Here is a 13,604-nt window from a genome sequence, read left to right as displayed (position 1 = left end):
GCATGATCGTGGTGCTGGCAATGATTGAGGGATTAAATGGGGTACTACATTGTTACTCCGAGTGTGCTTCCCCCCTCACCCCAACCCTCTCCCTCAGGGAGAGGGAGCCATCCGTGCCCGTAATTTAATGTAGGGATCACTCAACACTCAGAGCCGTTCGCGCCTGGCGCGTTTTTCTCCCTTTCCCTCTGCCTCAGAGATCCCCAAAAAAAATTGCGAGCACTATCGGTCCCCTCGCCCCTTTGGGGAGAGATACCGTCTTGCGGTTCAGGCCGCAAGCGGTATCTCAGCGTCGAATATGCGACCCGATTTCACTACGCCATAAGCCAGTTGCAACAGCTTTCTCATTCCCGCGCAGACCTGCTCTTTCCCTGATTTTCCTCGTTCAGCCAGCCGCCCCATCAGGCTCTTCACCACTTCGTTATATCTGCCCGCGACGATGGCAGGCATGTACAACGCGCTACGTAACTCTCCCTGCCCCACCTTCGATATCCGGCTTTTCCCTTTCCACAACCCCGATTCACAGCGCCGTGGATTCAGTCCTGCATACGCCACCAGCGCCTTGCTGCTACTGAACCGGCGCAGGTTTCCCGCATATGCCAGCAGGCTGGCACTCAGCATATCTCCCACGCCCGGAATGCTCTTCAGCAGGGCTTTATCACGCTTCAGATCCGGGTTGTCGTCGATGTGCTGATTGATTTTCTTCTTCGTCTCTTCTATCAGCGCATCCAACTGGGCGATATGTTCAGTCAGGGACGCAAGGATGACCTCTTCAGCCCCTTCCAGCCGGTTTTCCTCCATCTGGCGCATCTCTTCCAGATTTTTCAGATGGCGGACCAGCGCAGTCAGTTGCCGCTCGTACAACGGCGCCGGGAACCAGGCCGATGGCTTATGCAGGGCGCAGTAACGCGCTATCAGCGCAGCATCACCTTTATCCGTCTTATTGCGGGTCAGTTCAGCCTTGCCAAAAGCGCTGATGCGCGCCGGATTTTCGAGGCTTACCCTGCAACCGTTATCAGCCAGCAGAGTGGCAAGTTCAGTGCTGTAGCAACCGGTGGCTTCCATGCAGACATGGCAGTCGCCAAAGCGCTTCAGCCAGGCCAGGAACTCGCGCGCCCCGGAAGAGGTATTCGCGAATTTTTTAGTTTTGTATTTCTGATTAGGAAGCAGAACGGCAACATCAAATTTGAGTTTGGCGATATCCACGCCGACAGGAACAAGATTCATGATGGCACTCCGTAACCTTATGACAATATCGCCGGACCATCCTTATATGTGGGTGCTCAGGGCACAGGATACCGTTCGGTCTTGAGGCGACAGGGAAACAGGTGACCGGGGCATAATCTCTCCCACGGGCTCAGAGGCACCAGGGCCAGGGGATGCTCACCGGTCACCTCCCGATGATCAGTCGGGGATCTTCTCCGGCTGAGCGGAGAAGATCAAGACATAAGGGCCAGGGTGAGGGGAACCGGGCGCACCTGACCTAAACCAACCTTATTCCTGCATCGACAAAAAACTGGGCCCCCGTGCACCCACGGGCATCATCGGAGGCGACAAACAGCGCCATCGCCGCCACATCCCGCCCTTCCAGCGTGATATCCAGCGACTGCATGGCCCTGATCTCTTTTTCCGACTCCGGCGTGCGCCACAGCGCCTGCTGGCGCGACGTTGAAATCGCCCCTGGCACAATGCAGTTTACCCGAATACCAAGCGGCCCGAGCTCCCGCGCCAGGGTCAGGCTCAGCCCCACTATTGCTGCTTTAGAGGTGGTATAGCCTGCCATACCGGGCCTCCCCTTCATAAAACTGGTGGAACTGGTGAGAATGATAGCGCCGCCGCTACGCGCTTTCATTAATGCGGCTACAGCCTGGCTTGCGAAAAACTGGTGATCGAGATTCACCGCCAGGCTCTCCCGCCAGCCGTCCGGTTCGATGGTTAACGTATCGGTGCGGTCGTCACGGGCGGCATTGTTAATAAGTATGTCAATGCCCCCTTCCTGCCCCGCTATCTCGTCAATAACCCGGCGCAGTGCGGTGATGTCGCGCACATCCACCTTGTGAAAATGCGCACCGGTTTGCACGACAACCGCCGCTGCGGCTTGCGCATCGATGTCGAGAAAATGCACCCGGCTCGCCTGCTGGCTGAAGGCGCGCACCAGATCCGCGCCAATGCCGCTCGCCCCGCCGGTAATCAGCACCGCCTTGTTTTCTAAACTCCCGTACCGGGTATAACGATGTTCAGTCATCTTTTCTTCTCATCTGGCGTAAGCACTGCCTGCATTATAGCGCCGTCGGGGATTAATTTAGCCGCACCCCGCTGTCGGCATCAAACAGGTGTGCATGGCGGGCATCAGGGGCTATTTTCAGGGTTTCGCCCGGCTCTGTTTTGACGCGCTGGTGGAACAGCGTGGTCACTTTCTTGTGCCCGATGTTGAGCAGAATCTGTGTTTCCGACCCGGTGGGTTCCACCACGTTGACCTGCGCAGCGATAGTCGCCTCCGGCGTCAGCAAAAAGTGTTGCGGGCGCACGCCATAGAGCACCCGAGAGCCGACATCCAGCCTGGTGTTTTGTGTCACCGGCAGCGCGATGCCATCCTCGGTAAGCACCACGCCCTGCCTGTCTACTCGTCCACTGAACAGATTCATGGATGGCGAGCCAATAAAGCTGGCGACAAAGGCGTTAGCCGGGCGGTCGTACAGCTCCAGCGGCGTACCCACCTGCTCAATATGGCCGTCGCGCAGCACCACAATGCGATCGGCCATGGTCATGGCTTCAATCTGGTCGTGGGTGACGTAGATCATGGTGGTGTTGAGCCGCTGGTGCAGGGCTTTAATTTCGGTGCGCAGTTCAACGCGCAGTTTGGCATCGAGGTTAGACAGCGGTTCGTCGAACAGAAACAGGCGCGGATGGCGCAATATCGCCCTGCCCATCGCCACGCGCTGGCGCTGCCCGCCGGAAAGCTGCGACGGTTTGCGCGCCAGCAGCGGCGTCAGCCCTAAGGTTTCTGCCGCCTGTTGCACCTGTTTGTCGATTTTCGCTTTCTCTAGCCGCTGCATTTTAAGCGAGAAACCGAGATTCTCGGCCACCGTCATATGCGGGTAGAGGGCGTAGTTCTGAAAGACCATCGCCATGTTGCGCTCCTGCGGCGAGCGGTCGTTAATCACCTCGCCGTCGAGCACAAGTTCGCCGCCGTCAATGCTCTCCAGCCCGGCAATCATTCGCAACAGGGTGGATTTTCCGCAGCCGGATGGCCCCACCAGCGCAATAAACTCGCCGTGGTGAATGGTCAAATCAAGACCGGGAATAAGGGTCTGCCCGTTAAAGGTCTTTGCGATGTTGTTTAGAGTCAGGGTTGCCATGATTAATCCTTAAGCCCACCGGCGGTGAGGCCGTGTACTAAATAGCGGCGCACCAGCAGCGTAAAGGCCACCACCGGGAGCATCACCAGGGTGCCGCTGGCGGCGATTTTGCTCCACTCCCACCCTTCGTATTGCAGGAAGTTCACAATGGCGACCGGCGCCGTAACGGCACTGGTGCGGGTGAGGATGAGCGCATAGAAAAAGTCGTTCCACGAAAAAATAAAACAGAGAATGGCAGTCGCCGCGAGGCCGGGTTTCACCAGCGGCAACGACACGCGCCAGAAGCTTCCCCACAGCGAGCAACCGTCCATCCACGCCGCCTCCTCCAGCGCCACCGGTACGGCGGAGAAGAAGGTCTGCATCAGCCAGATGACTATCGCCAGGTTAAAGGTGAGGTACACAATCGCCAGGCCGATTATCGTGTCCTGTAAACCGAGCCAGCGCCAGGCGAGGAAGAACGGAATGGTAAAGGCGATGGGCGGTGCCATGCGCGTGACCAGGATCCACAGCGCCACGTAGCGGCGAGCGCGAAAGCGCCAGCGGGTCAGCACCCAGGCGGCAGGCACGCCCAGCAGCAGCGAGAAGACCGTCGAGAGCACGCTGACCATCAGGCTATTACCAAAAGGCTGTAAAAAATTCCCGGCGATCAGCTGGCGGTAAGCCTCCAGCGTCGGCGTAAAGAACAGCGTCAGTTCGAACGCGTCCAGCGACGGGCGCAGGGACATGATAACCATCCATAAGAACGGTGCGAGGAACAACACCAGCAGCAGTAACGCCGCCAGCGTGCGCTTGCCTTTAAAGCGCCAGGTTTTACGCCGTACGGGGGCCCAGGCCGCCACCCGAGGTTCGTCAGTTTGTTGCACTGTCATCGTTCCACCCCGCACGGCCAATCAGCCAGCTTAAAAGGAATACCCCGACCAGAATCACGACCGCAATCGCGCTGCCGTATCCCCACCATGAGAAGTTAAACGCCTGGATGAAGCCGTAATAATTGGTGACTTCGGTGACCGATCCCGGCCCGCCGTCCGTGAGGATGTAGATCAGCGGAAAGGCTTTGAAGCTGTCGATCAGGCGAAAGAGAATACACACCGCCAGCACCGGTTTGAGGTGCGGAAAGACGATGTAGCGGAAAATATTGAACGACGACGCGCCGTCGAGACTCGCCGCTTCCCGCGGTTCGTTGGGTACCATTTGCAGCGCCGCCAGCACCATCAGCATGGTGAAAGGAAACCACTGCCAGACGTCCGCCACCACTATCGCCCACAGCGCCGTATCCGGGTTGGCGATGAGTGAGTCCAGCGGCATGTCAAAGCGGTCCAGCACCTGATGCAGCGGGCTGATGTCCGGCGTGTAGATGATTTTCCAGATAAGCGCGACGATGATCGGCGGCAGCACCATCGGGATCAACAGCAGCGTGCGCACCCCGTTGAGCAGCCGCGACGGGCCATTCAGTAGCAGCGCCAGCAGCAGGCCAATCAGCACCTGGAAGACCACGCTCACTACCGACAGCTTCAGCTGGGTGACCAGCGAGTTGAGGAAGCGATCGTCATGCAGTAACTGCTGGTAGTTCACCAGCGGGTTGCTGAAGGTGAAGGTCGCCTCCGGGTTGGTAAGGCTGAACGGCGTCAGGCTGGTTATCAGCAATGCCGCCGCCGGGACCAGGGTTAATAGCGTCAGCACGGCAAGCGACGGCGATAACCCCAGCAGCCAGGCAAGACGCTGGCGATGTCGCCAGCTTTTGGGTTGTGCCATCACGTCCACCTTAGATTTTTGCGCCAGCACGCTTAAGATCGGCAATCGTCCCGGCCTGCTCCTGGGCCATCGCCTCTTTCGCCGAACGCTGCCCGGAGGCAATCAGGGCTATAGCCTTGTTCAGTTGCTGATCCACCTGGGGATAGAACTCTACGGTGCGGTACTTCATGTAACCGCCCTTGCCCGCCTGGTCGATGGCATCGATGGACAACTGCGCCAGATCGACACCGTTGATGACCTGTTTGCTGCGAAACACCTGCGAATCGATATCAGTGCGCCTTGTCGGTGAACCGTATCCGGCGGCCAGCGCACGGGCTGTCATCTGTTTCGAGAGCGACCACTGAATAAAGGCCCACGCCGCCTCTTTGTTCTTCGATCCGGCCGGAATACCCAACGCATGGGTTGCCATGCCGGGGAACGCGCCTTTCGGGCCGCTGACCATCGGCCCGAAGTGCGCCGTTTTCAGGGTGCGCGAGGTCTGCGCATTGCCAAGCTGCGCCAGGTAGGTCTGGCTGGCGTCGGAGAAGTTCACCTTGCCCTGCCTGAGCGCCTGCAACGACTGGTCGGCGGTATAGGTGAGGCCGCCGTTCGGGCCAAAATCGCGAATTAAACGAGCAAAATAGTCCGCCGCCTGCACCGCTTCCGGCGTATCCAGCGTCGGGAAGAGATCGTCCGGCGGCGTGCGAAAAACATTGCCGCCAAAAGCCTGCAGATAGGGAATAAAGGTCCAGCCGTAGTGGTTGTCGGTGACATACCCGGCCACGCGCTCTTTCTTGTTCACCGCCTGCAACACCTTCACCAGCTCGTCGGTGGTTTTAGGGAATTCAAGCCCGGCCTGCTGGATGAGATCATAGCGCGACGCCCCCGCCAGCATGCCTTCCACCACATAGGGAATGCCGTACAGCTTGCCGTCGCGCCCGGTTTCTGCCGCCAGGGTTGCGGGCAAAAAGTCCTGCAAACCCCAGTCTGCCGGGGTCAGGTTCGGGTTGGCGATGTACTCATCGAGCGGCGTCAGCCAGCCTGCGTTAATCCAGCGGCTGGTGTAGATAAAGGTGACGTTGACCACGTCATAGGCCGACCCGCGCGTCGACAGTTCGAGGTCGGCGCGCTGGTTGTAGACCGGGAATGCGGGGGTATCGAGCTGCACTTTTGCCCCGGTCAGGGCTTCAAACTCCGGCAGCCACTGGCGAATTAACTGCGGCCAGGCGGTGCTGAAGGTGGAGACGTTAAGCGTGACGCCGTCGTACCTGCGCGCCACGTTTGCGCCACGGGCGATGGCCGGGATCATGCTGTAGACCCCGAACGCTGCCATGGCTTTGAGTAAATCACGACGCTGCATAGTTTACTTCCCTGTCCTGGTTTACAGTGCCGGAGCCGTTGGCGGCATCCTGCGGGCGGGCCACGGTGCGGCTGCGGCTGCCGTCAATGGCCACGGCCTGCTCGCCTTCGATGGTGACGCGGCGCACGAGGCGCGGCTGGGCGCCGTAGTCATTGACGGCGTAATGCTGGGTGCTGCGGTTATCCCAAATCACTACGTCGTCCTGCTGCCAGTTCCAGCGCACGGTATTTTCGAGGCGGATAATGCGGTTTTGCAGTAATTCAAAAAGCTGCGCCGATTCGCGGCTGCTGAAGCCGACAATTTTTTTCACAAAGTGGCCGAGTAATAACGCCCGCTCGCCGGTGACCGGGTGAACATGCACCACCGGGTGTTCGGCTTCCCATACGGATGAGACGAAGACTTTTTGATGGTGATTGAGGCGATGTTCTTCGGTGACAATTCGTTCGGCCCCGTAGTCGTAGTTATTACTGTGAACCGCGCGCAGTGTGCCGACGAACTGTTTTAAGGATTCCGGCAGTTGTTCGTAGGCTAAAACGGTATTGGCCCAGACGGTGTCGCCGCCATAATCCGGGATAGTGACGCCGCGCAGAATGGATATTTTCGGGAAGGCATCCACAAAGGTGACGTCGGTGTGCCAGGAGTCCGCCCTGCCGCCGCCTTTAGAGGCATCCAGTTCGAACAGTTTGGTGCCCGCAGGCGCGGGAACCGTGGGGTGCGCCACGATTTTACCCAGACGCGCACCAAAGGCCTGATGGGCCTCATCCGTTAAATGGCTCTGTTTGCGGAAGAATAAAACCTTATATTTTACGAGTGCATTTTCTATTTGCTGAATATGCTCATCATCGAGTTCCGCCGAGAGCGAAATATTGCGCACCTCTGCGCCGATGTTACCCGCGACGGGGTGAATATCCAGTAAATCAGTAGTGAAACGAGCAAGGTTGCCTGATGCGGTCATGGTGATTTTCTTTTAACATTGTCCGGAAAACCACTCTAGTAATAAATATGCGGCGATTAAAAATACTATTTGGTAATAAATATAGTAAGCGCTTTTGACTAAGCTAAGTTGAGAATTAGAAATAGAAAGGTGTGTGGTGGAATATGTTGCATTAATAGCGAGATTAAGGGAATTGGTTTTTGATTAATATCAGGAAAGCGATATTGTCAGTGTCACAATGAATGATATTCATCTCATCAAAACCTGATTTAGTTCAACACCACATAGCGGTAGAACATCGACAGCAAATCCTGCTTCATGCTGACAAAAAGCAAAATTTCTACGGTATTCGTTTCTTCGTCGACATCATATAAACATCGCGCCCCGTGCTCGACGGACAGGCGTTCGCGTATGAGAAGACCTTTATCTGCCATCATCACATTGTGATGGTAGCGTTTTGGATCCTGAACAACAGCAGCTAGCGATGTCTGTAAGAGTTCATCAACCCACTGTGCGGCACTCACCGGATCGTTATGGAAAGATTTCCAGGATTCCGCATCCCTGAGAGACCAAAGTGCCGTTGGGGAGATTTTGATTGTGTAAGAAGTTTTCACTCAGTGTCTCGTGTTAAGTTCTGGCGTCGCGCAACGCCAGGAGCGCTTCTTCTGGCGACATTCCCTCGCCGTTTTTGATTTCACGTTTTGCGGACAATATGAGTCGCAACAGTGCATTGGATTGTTTTTCCATTTCTCTTTCGCGAAGTTCAGCTTCACGTTCGCTGGCTGTCTGCACAAACAATTCCGCTGTACCATTTTTCGTCACGTAGACGCCGCCTTCAAAAAGTTCCGGATTGCCAAGGCCTTCACGGGCCAGTTTCTGTGACATGGTGTTAGTCATACTTAATTCCTCTTTCATTTACCCGTACCGGGCATCAGTGAGCTTACGTTAAGGTGGATAGATAAGCCCCGCACCGCGCTGCCGTCACGACGTTATGGCCCTGCGAATTTTAGCAGTGCGCCAGACAGGTGACAAATTTATACTAAATTTATAACTGCACGGGTATTCATCGATAACGGAATACATCACCAGGCATAAGGTGGCACTCATTTGGGTAAATGGGCAGTAAAAATGTAATTGAATATCCAGAATTGCGAGCCTGCTTCGGGGAATGCGGCTTGTCACGCCATTTATATTACTGCAACTTTGCGCCGCGCCTGTAAAAGCAGGCGTCGAAACTGGAACCTGAAGAACCTTATCGGCAACATTAACTCATACGCAAGGTTGCCAGTATGATTGTTTCTTCAACCCATAGTTCATTGATGCGAAAAGAGTGTTTGAGGATGTGCTGTTTTAAGCTGGGATAGAGTGACAAGAGGTTGAACGCGCATGGCTGGAAGTGAAAGGCGGAGAGTGAGGTGGAAAATGCGCTACAGTTTGGCTTTCTCGTTGAGAGGTGGCGGGTATGTTTATCATGACGTTACCAATAATGAAAGATGACATTTTGCTTGCAGCAAAGCTGCCTATGAATAATTTAGTAAAAGCTAAAAATAGTTCATCTGTCTCTATGCCGTAAAAAAGGTGTACTTGCAAATGAGTCATAGAAAGTATTTTTAATGATCACTCACTAAGTACCAGTGTGACTCATCAACCCGTTTAGAAGTAATATAGAACCGGGTCAACTGCTAGCATTGAAAACAATACGCTCTCCCGACACGCTTAAAACATTCACCAGTTGCGCGGGGCATTAATAAAGTTGACCTGAATCGCTTACTTAGAGATTTTTATCGTATAAATTAAAAGCAAGAGTAATATTTTTTGTTGTGAATTCCTAAAGTTAATGATATTAAGGAAAAAATAAAATGTCACACGTTGAGGAAAGTATCATGAAAAAATTATCATTATGGAAGCCCAGAGATCTTAAAACTTACTGTCTGCCATTACTTTTTCCTTTAGCCATGTCGATGGTAGCGGTGCCAGCGTTAAGTTCACCTCTGATTTTTATCGAAGTGGCTGATACTATAGCTAATATTGATCATGCACGTGGCGGTCTAGAGAAAGTTGATGCTATTTATGACGGCACCACACTGACTAGTTTGATCGTGCAACCAACTAGCAATGGATATACACAGCTGGAGAATGCCTTTCTCAGCTATAAGGAGCAAGGGGGAGACTGGTTAACCAGATACTACCGCGATAAAAAGATACCCGAAAATTTATACATCAAGGAATCCACCCCGCTCAAAGGAACATCTGCATCAGCACATTCGTTTGCTTATGTAATCACAAAACTTAACAAAGAAACGTGCAATATGTTTAATAATACAATCGACCCCTCTGTTACCTATAAATATATAAATCAAGGTGACAAAATTAACACATCGATTGAAAAAGCTGGCAAATGTGAAGATAAGAACGACAATGAAGTTGTCATACTAAAATAAAATCAAATCTCTTTCACAATTAATTTATCAAAAGGAATTCATATGGATTCCTTTGTAAGCTTTTAGTTGTAAACAGAAATGTTTCCCTTTCACATTCTTCTTTAATATCGTTTGACTTTTAGAGCCGTAAACTTTTCCTTCTTCATTCCTGTAGCGACGTCTCACTATTCCTCAACGTTAAAGCCATGATTGTTTTACTTACTAATGAGCTAACTCGCCCTTCTGCTGAAATAACAACGAGACCGGCGTCTTCTCCTGCCCCGTTTATTCCATCGTGCTCCCCCGCCACTGACCTGCGCCAGCACCAGGGGAGTCTTAGGAGTTACAGACTGTTACTGGCCTGAACCATTTCGTTATAGGATTTCAAAACCCGCATCGGTGAACCGGAAACCATCCAGCCACTGCCACCTTCCATCATCATCTTATCGCCCTGGCTGTAGGGCGTTTTGTCACGTAACCGGCGCATCATATCCTTACTGTCTTTCAGGAAGGTTTCTGCACGACTCAGGAAAACCGACCAGCCGATCGGCTTATCCTGGTCGTTGGCCGTAGACTGTCTGGCTTCCTCTAACAGCGCGCCATAGGCCTCAATCGCTTTGATGACGTTATTAACATCCGGTGATTCTGCATCAAACAGCATGGTCAGGTCTTTTCCCTGGCTGACCAGTGCCAGTCGATAGTAAGCGAGATGCTTGCCTTCGGTTTTCTCGATCTCGGCAAGCTGCGCGGCATTAAGAGCGCTCGACTCCTTCTCCAGTTCCGCACCATAGACGTCGCTGGCGTTCATAAAGGCTTTAAATGCCTTCATCAGCGGTTGATGCATCTCCTTGCCCTTTGCAAAACCATCATCCTTATAATCTTCCTGACTGTAATACTGATGCGCTTGCGAGACTAAAGGCGCAAGCGTTGTCAACTCAGTAAGATATTTTGTCGCCGCGTCATCCAAAGCGGGCAAGGCAGGCTTCGCCTTCACGGCCTGGTTGATGGCTTTAGTACAGCTTTCCACTTGATAGGCCGGGATGTGCCCCAGGGTGTACACCTTACGCTCTTTACCCGTTGGCCCCGTTTCCACGTTATCAATCCAGCTGACATAACGCTCTGCACTGTCGTGCACGCTACCATCCGCGGTGTTAAAGCATTCGATGTAGTGGTTCACCTTGGCGGTGAGCTGCTCGGTTGGGTCTTCTACAGCCGGTGTTGCACTCGCCGTAGCAGCAGGTTTGGCACCCGGCGCCGCAGCAGGTTTCGCGTCTGGCGCCGCAGCCGGTTTTTCTTTAGGGGCGTCGTTGTTATCGCAGGCGGCCAGCGGCAAACACAGTACGGCTGCCACCATTGCAGGTATTACATTTCTGGTCGCTTTTTTAAACACTGTTATTCCTTGTGGAGGTCAATAAGTAAAACGGTTGTGGCTCAACCCTGGCACTAAAGGCGCAGGGTTGAGTCACCGGTTATGCTTGTGGTTGCGTCACCGTCTCAGGCTGCTGGGGAAGCGCGCGCACTGTCTGATGGCGATGCCAGTACCAGGCCAACACTTCCTTGAACCGTTCGATCTCTTTCTTCATGCCCGGCAGTGGGATTTGGCTGCGTTTTTTGCCCTGGGCGTTTGGCTGCACATGTTGCAGATGCAAGGTATCCCGGCCGAAGTTTCTTAACACATTGATGTTTTTAACGTTATCCCACTCCAGCAGCTCGCCCGTTTTCGGCGCCACAATGCCCTGCCAGGTGATTTCGATTTGCGAACCGTCTTTCAGCGTGAAGGGAACGTTGGGGAAATACTTCAACACCAGCGCAGTCTCGGCTTCGCCCGTGGGCTGGTAGCGCCATGCCAGGCTCTCTTCATGGTTAGAGGAGAAATCGCCTTCGTACTTCTGCCACAGCTGCTGCTCAATGTTGTCGGCCACCGGGATGAGATCGACCCAGCTCTCCGTCGGCAATTCTGCAGCCATCGCGGCATAGGCGGTCTCTTCGACGCTAAAGCCCACGTTGCGCATTCTCTCAGTCAGCGGGGGGTGTGAATCAAAAGGATGCGGCACATTCTGTTCACGCATCAGGCTGATAAAATCGGGGGAACCCACATGCGTCGGCAGACCAGCCGCGATAGCGTGACGGATACCCAGCTCATTTTCATGCAGCGCGTTGTTTTCAAACAGATTCCGCTCAATCTGATAGCGGTAACTGGCATAAGCAGAAATTTTGATCAGCGACTCGATAATCGCGGCGGGCGAGATGAGTGCAGAGGCATTGCGATCGGCTACGAACTCACGTTCACGACTGTTACGCTGCCACGCCAGTTCAAAGAGCATGCGGTACAGATACAGCGGATAGTAGACAATCAGCGTGGCCACATTCTCGCTCATCAGGGCAGTATACAGATCGAAACGGTGCAGCTTCGGCCCCAGTAAAGCGCCCGACGCCGTATCGCCTTCATGCAGGTGAGTCAGCTCGTGCACCATGACACCATCCGCCTGAGCGAGGGTGAGTTGACGCAACAGAGGGATACTCACGTAGAGCTTGCGCCCTTTTAAAAGCTGGTCATTGACGCGAAGCGGTGCTTCTGTCACGTAAAAATTGGTGTCGATACCGGCAATAATGTGATCCGGCGGCGTCGTGCCTACTTTTGCGGCCAGCGCATCAATGCGTGACCACAGTTGAGGGGCTGCATCGCGGCTCACCACCTCCCCTTCGATATTCTCTTCAGGCGGCAGTTTTTTGAAGATGCCCTTAATGATGTAGTAGATACCCGCCAGTACCATCAACCCCACCAGAATAACCAGCTTCGGATAGTAAGTTTGCGTGAAGAAGGCGGTTCCCCAGAAAGAGAGCCATACCAGCATCGCCCCCTGCACTATTACTTCCAGTGAGCCGGCAATCATCAGGAACGGGCGCGCAAGCCGCAGGCTTAACAGCTGGCTGGGGCGATCTTTAAAGGCGAGCGCACTGAGTAGCACGATAATCAGCAGTACAACACCGCCGGCAATCAGCGTCCAGATGGCGGCTTTGTCCATCATATAGAACTGCCAGAGTTCTGAATTCGGCGCACAGACTGCATTTTTATACTCAATCAGATTGTCGGCCACCGGGCCACAGACGCTTGAGGGGGGATTCTGTTGCAAGAATTCAGTAAGCTTTCCGGCATCCTGATGCTGTCTCTGGGCATCCTCAATAAAGAACTGCGTATATTCTTCGTTAAGTGATTTATTCCCGTATTCAGCAAAGCCTAATGTGATAGCTGGTACGAGAAACAGGGTTAACAGAAGCCAGAAGACTACCTTTGTATAACCCATTTTCAATTCCGTTATGCTTTTCAACGTGATTAACTCATCCGATGTTTTAATGGGAGAAACTGCGTTCGTGGGAATGGCCACAAGGCATCACTCTGCAAGTCAGAAGACCGCACCCTGCCGCCACATTTAAACTACTTTACAAACAGTCTACGTTGATTGTAAACCTACCTTTGTTAGTTATGGAAATATGAAATCAAATCTCGCGGTTAATTTATCAGGATATATTGCATCCACTGGCATATCCCTGCCCCACGCCTGGAGGCAACGGATGAAATATCCACACCATTATTACGCTTTACAAATCATCGTGCGCCACAGGGAATCGTGTCGCGATAAAATGGCACGTAATAACAAATGCCCATCTCCGCCCTTGCTTTAATCCATATTTAAGAATTATCGCATTGAGAAAAAATATCTTTGTCAATCATCGAAAGAGAATGAATTCAGGACGGAAATCATTCGCAACACAGAGAGAAATGTGTTAGTTTTCCAAAC

Annotated in this window: 12 protein-coding genes; 1 reads left to right on the top strand and 11 read right to left on the bottom strand. The window is 53.3% G+C overall.

All coding sequences use genetic code 11. From position 1 onward, the window contains the following. Positions 1-267: 267 nt before the first annotated feature. From M1D91_RS11305 to M1D91_RS11265, 9 genes are all read right to left on the bottom strand, one after another. The gene (locus M1D91_RS11305; protein WP_457975816.1) at positions 268-1,227 is read right to left on the bottom strand and encodes an IS110 family RNA-guided transposase; all 960 of its coding nucleotides are present in this window, start codon (positions 1,225-1,227) and stop codon (positions 268-270) included. 256 nt (positions 1,228-1,483) lie between these two features. Then, entirely contained in the window at positions 1,484-2,245 is a 762-nt protein-coding gene (locus M1D91_RS11300) for an SDR family NAD(P)-dependent oxidoreductase (protein ID WP_437432067.1), read from the bottom strand. Between the two features lie 52 nt (positions 2,246-2,297). Further along, the gene (locus M1D91_RS11295) at positions 2,298-3,359 is read right to left on the bottom strand and encodes an ABC transporter ATP-binding protein (RefSeq protein ID WP_437432066.1); all 1,062 of its coding nucleotides are present in this window, start codon (positions 3,357-3,359) and stop codon (positions 2,298-2,300) included. Positions 3,360-3,361: 2 nt separating this feature from the next. After that, positions 3,362-4,228 (bottom strand): carbohydrate ABC transporter permease, encoded by an 867-nt coding sequence (locus tag M1D91_RS11290; protein WP_437432065.1) that lies wholly within the window; start codon positions 4,226-4,228, stop codon positions 3,362-3,364. After that, positions 4,209-5,111 (bottom strand): carbohydrate ABC transporter permease, encoded by a 903-nt coding sequence (locus tag M1D91_RS11285; protein ID WP_437432064.1) that lies wholly within the window; start codon positions 5,109-5,111, stop codon positions 4,209-4,211. Before M1D91_RS11285 ends, M1D91_RS11290 begins: the two co-directional genes overlap by 20 nt. Positions 5,112-5,121: 10 nt before the next feature. Further along, positions 5,122-6,450 carry an ABC transporter substrate-binding protein gene (locus M1D91_RS11280; RefSeq protein ID WP_437432063.1) on the bottom strand — a complete coding sequence of 443 codons (1,329 nt, stop codon included), beginning with the start codon at positions 6,448-6,450 and terminating at the stop codon, positions 5,122-5,124. Further along, positions 6,437-7,405 carry a TauD/TfdA dioxygenase family protein gene (locus tag M1D91_RS11275; protein ID WP_437432062.1) on the bottom strand — a complete coding sequence of 323 codons (969 nt, stop codon included), beginning with the start codon at positions 7,403-7,405 and terminating at the stop codon, positions 6,437-6,439. Before M1D91_RS11275 ends, M1D91_RS11280 begins: the two co-directional genes overlap by 14 nt. Before the next feature lie 248 nt (positions 7,406-7,653). Continuing rightward, positions 7,654-7,998 carry a type II toxin-antitoxin system RelE/ParE family toxin gene (locus M1D91_RS11270; protein WP_437432061.1) on the bottom strand — a complete coding sequence of 115 codons (345 nt, stop codon included), beginning with the start codon at positions 7,996-7,998 and terminating at the stop codon, positions 7,654-7,656. 13 nt (positions 7,999-8,011) lie between these two features. Next, positions 8,012-8,281, bottom strand: a complete 270-nt coding sequence (locus tag M1D91_RS11265) for a hypothetical protein (RefSeq protein ID WP_437432060.1) — start codon at positions 8,279-8,281, stop codon at positions 8,012-8,014. A gap of 986 nt (positions 8,282-9,267) precedes the next feature. Between M1D91_RS11265 and M1D91_RS11260 the strand changes: the two genes are divergently transcribed. Then, positions 9,268-9,825 carry a hypothetical protein gene (locus M1D91_RS11260; protein ID WP_437432059.1) on the top strand — a complete coding sequence of 186 codons (558 nt, stop codon included), beginning with the start codon at positions 9,268-9,270 and terminating at the stop codon, positions 9,823-9,825. Between the two features lie 322 nt (positions 9,826-10,147). Here the strand turns inward: M1D91_RS11260 and M1D91_RS11255 are convergent, their stop codons facing one another. Then, on the bottom strand, positions 10,148-11,194 hold the full coding sequence (locus M1D91_RS11255; RefSeq protein ID WP_437432058.1) for a YiiG family protein: 1,047 nt from the start codon (positions 11,192-11,194) through the stop codon (positions 10,148-10,150). Between the two features lie 79 nt (positions 11,195-11,273). Continuing rightward, positions 11,274-13,109, bottom strand: a complete 1,836-nt coding sequence (locus M1D91_RS11250) for a M48 family metallopeptidase (protein ID WP_437432057.1) — start codon at positions 13,107-13,109, stop codon at positions 11,274-11,276. Positions 13,110-13,604: the final 495 nt, after the last annotated feature.

This window comes from Enterobacter sp. SA197, from assembly GCF_054131575.1.
This window is presented reverse-complemented; position numbering and strand designations above follow the sequence as displayed.

Coding starts and splice junctions, on each gene's coding strand:
- M1D91_RS11305 (WP_457975816.1), bottom strand. CDS start 1,227: ATGAATCTTGTTCCTGTCGGCGTGGATATCGCCAAACTCAAATTTGAT.
- M1D91_RS11300 (WP_437432067.1), bottom strand. CDS start 2,245: ATGACTGAACATCGTTATACCCGGTACGGGAGTTTAGAAAACAAGGCG.
- M1D91_RS11295 (WP_437432066.1), bottom strand. CDS start 3,359: ATGGCAACCCTGACTCTAAACAACATCGCAAAGACCTTTAACGGGCAG.
- M1D91_RS11290 (WP_437432065.1), bottom strand. CDS start 4,228: ATGACAGTGCAACAAACTGACGAACCTCGGGTGGCGGCCTGGGCCCCC.
- M1D91_RS11285 (WP_437432064.1), bottom strand. CDS start 5,111: ATGGCACAACCCAAAAGCTGGCGACATCGCCAGCGTCTTGCCTGGCTG.
- M1D91_RS11280 (WP_437432063.1), bottom strand. CDS start 6,450: ATGCAGCGTCGTGATTTACTCAAAGCCATGGCAGCGTTCGGGGTCTAC.
- M1D91_RS11275 (WP_437432062.1), bottom strand. CDS start 7,405: ATGACCGCATCAGGCAACCTTGCTCGTTTCACTACTGATTTACTGGAT.
- M1D91_RS11265 (WP_437432060.1), bottom strand. CDS start 8,281: ATGACTAACACCATGTCACAGAAACTGGCCCGTGAAGGCCTTGGCAAT.
- M1D91_RS11260 (WP_437432059.1), top strand. CDS start 9,268: ATGAAAAAATTATCATTATGGAAGCCCAGAGATCTTAAAACTTACTGT.
- M1D91_RS11250 (WP_437432057.1), bottom strand. CDS start 13,109: ATGGGTTATACAAAGGTAGTCTTCTGGCTTCTGTTAACCCTGTTTCTC.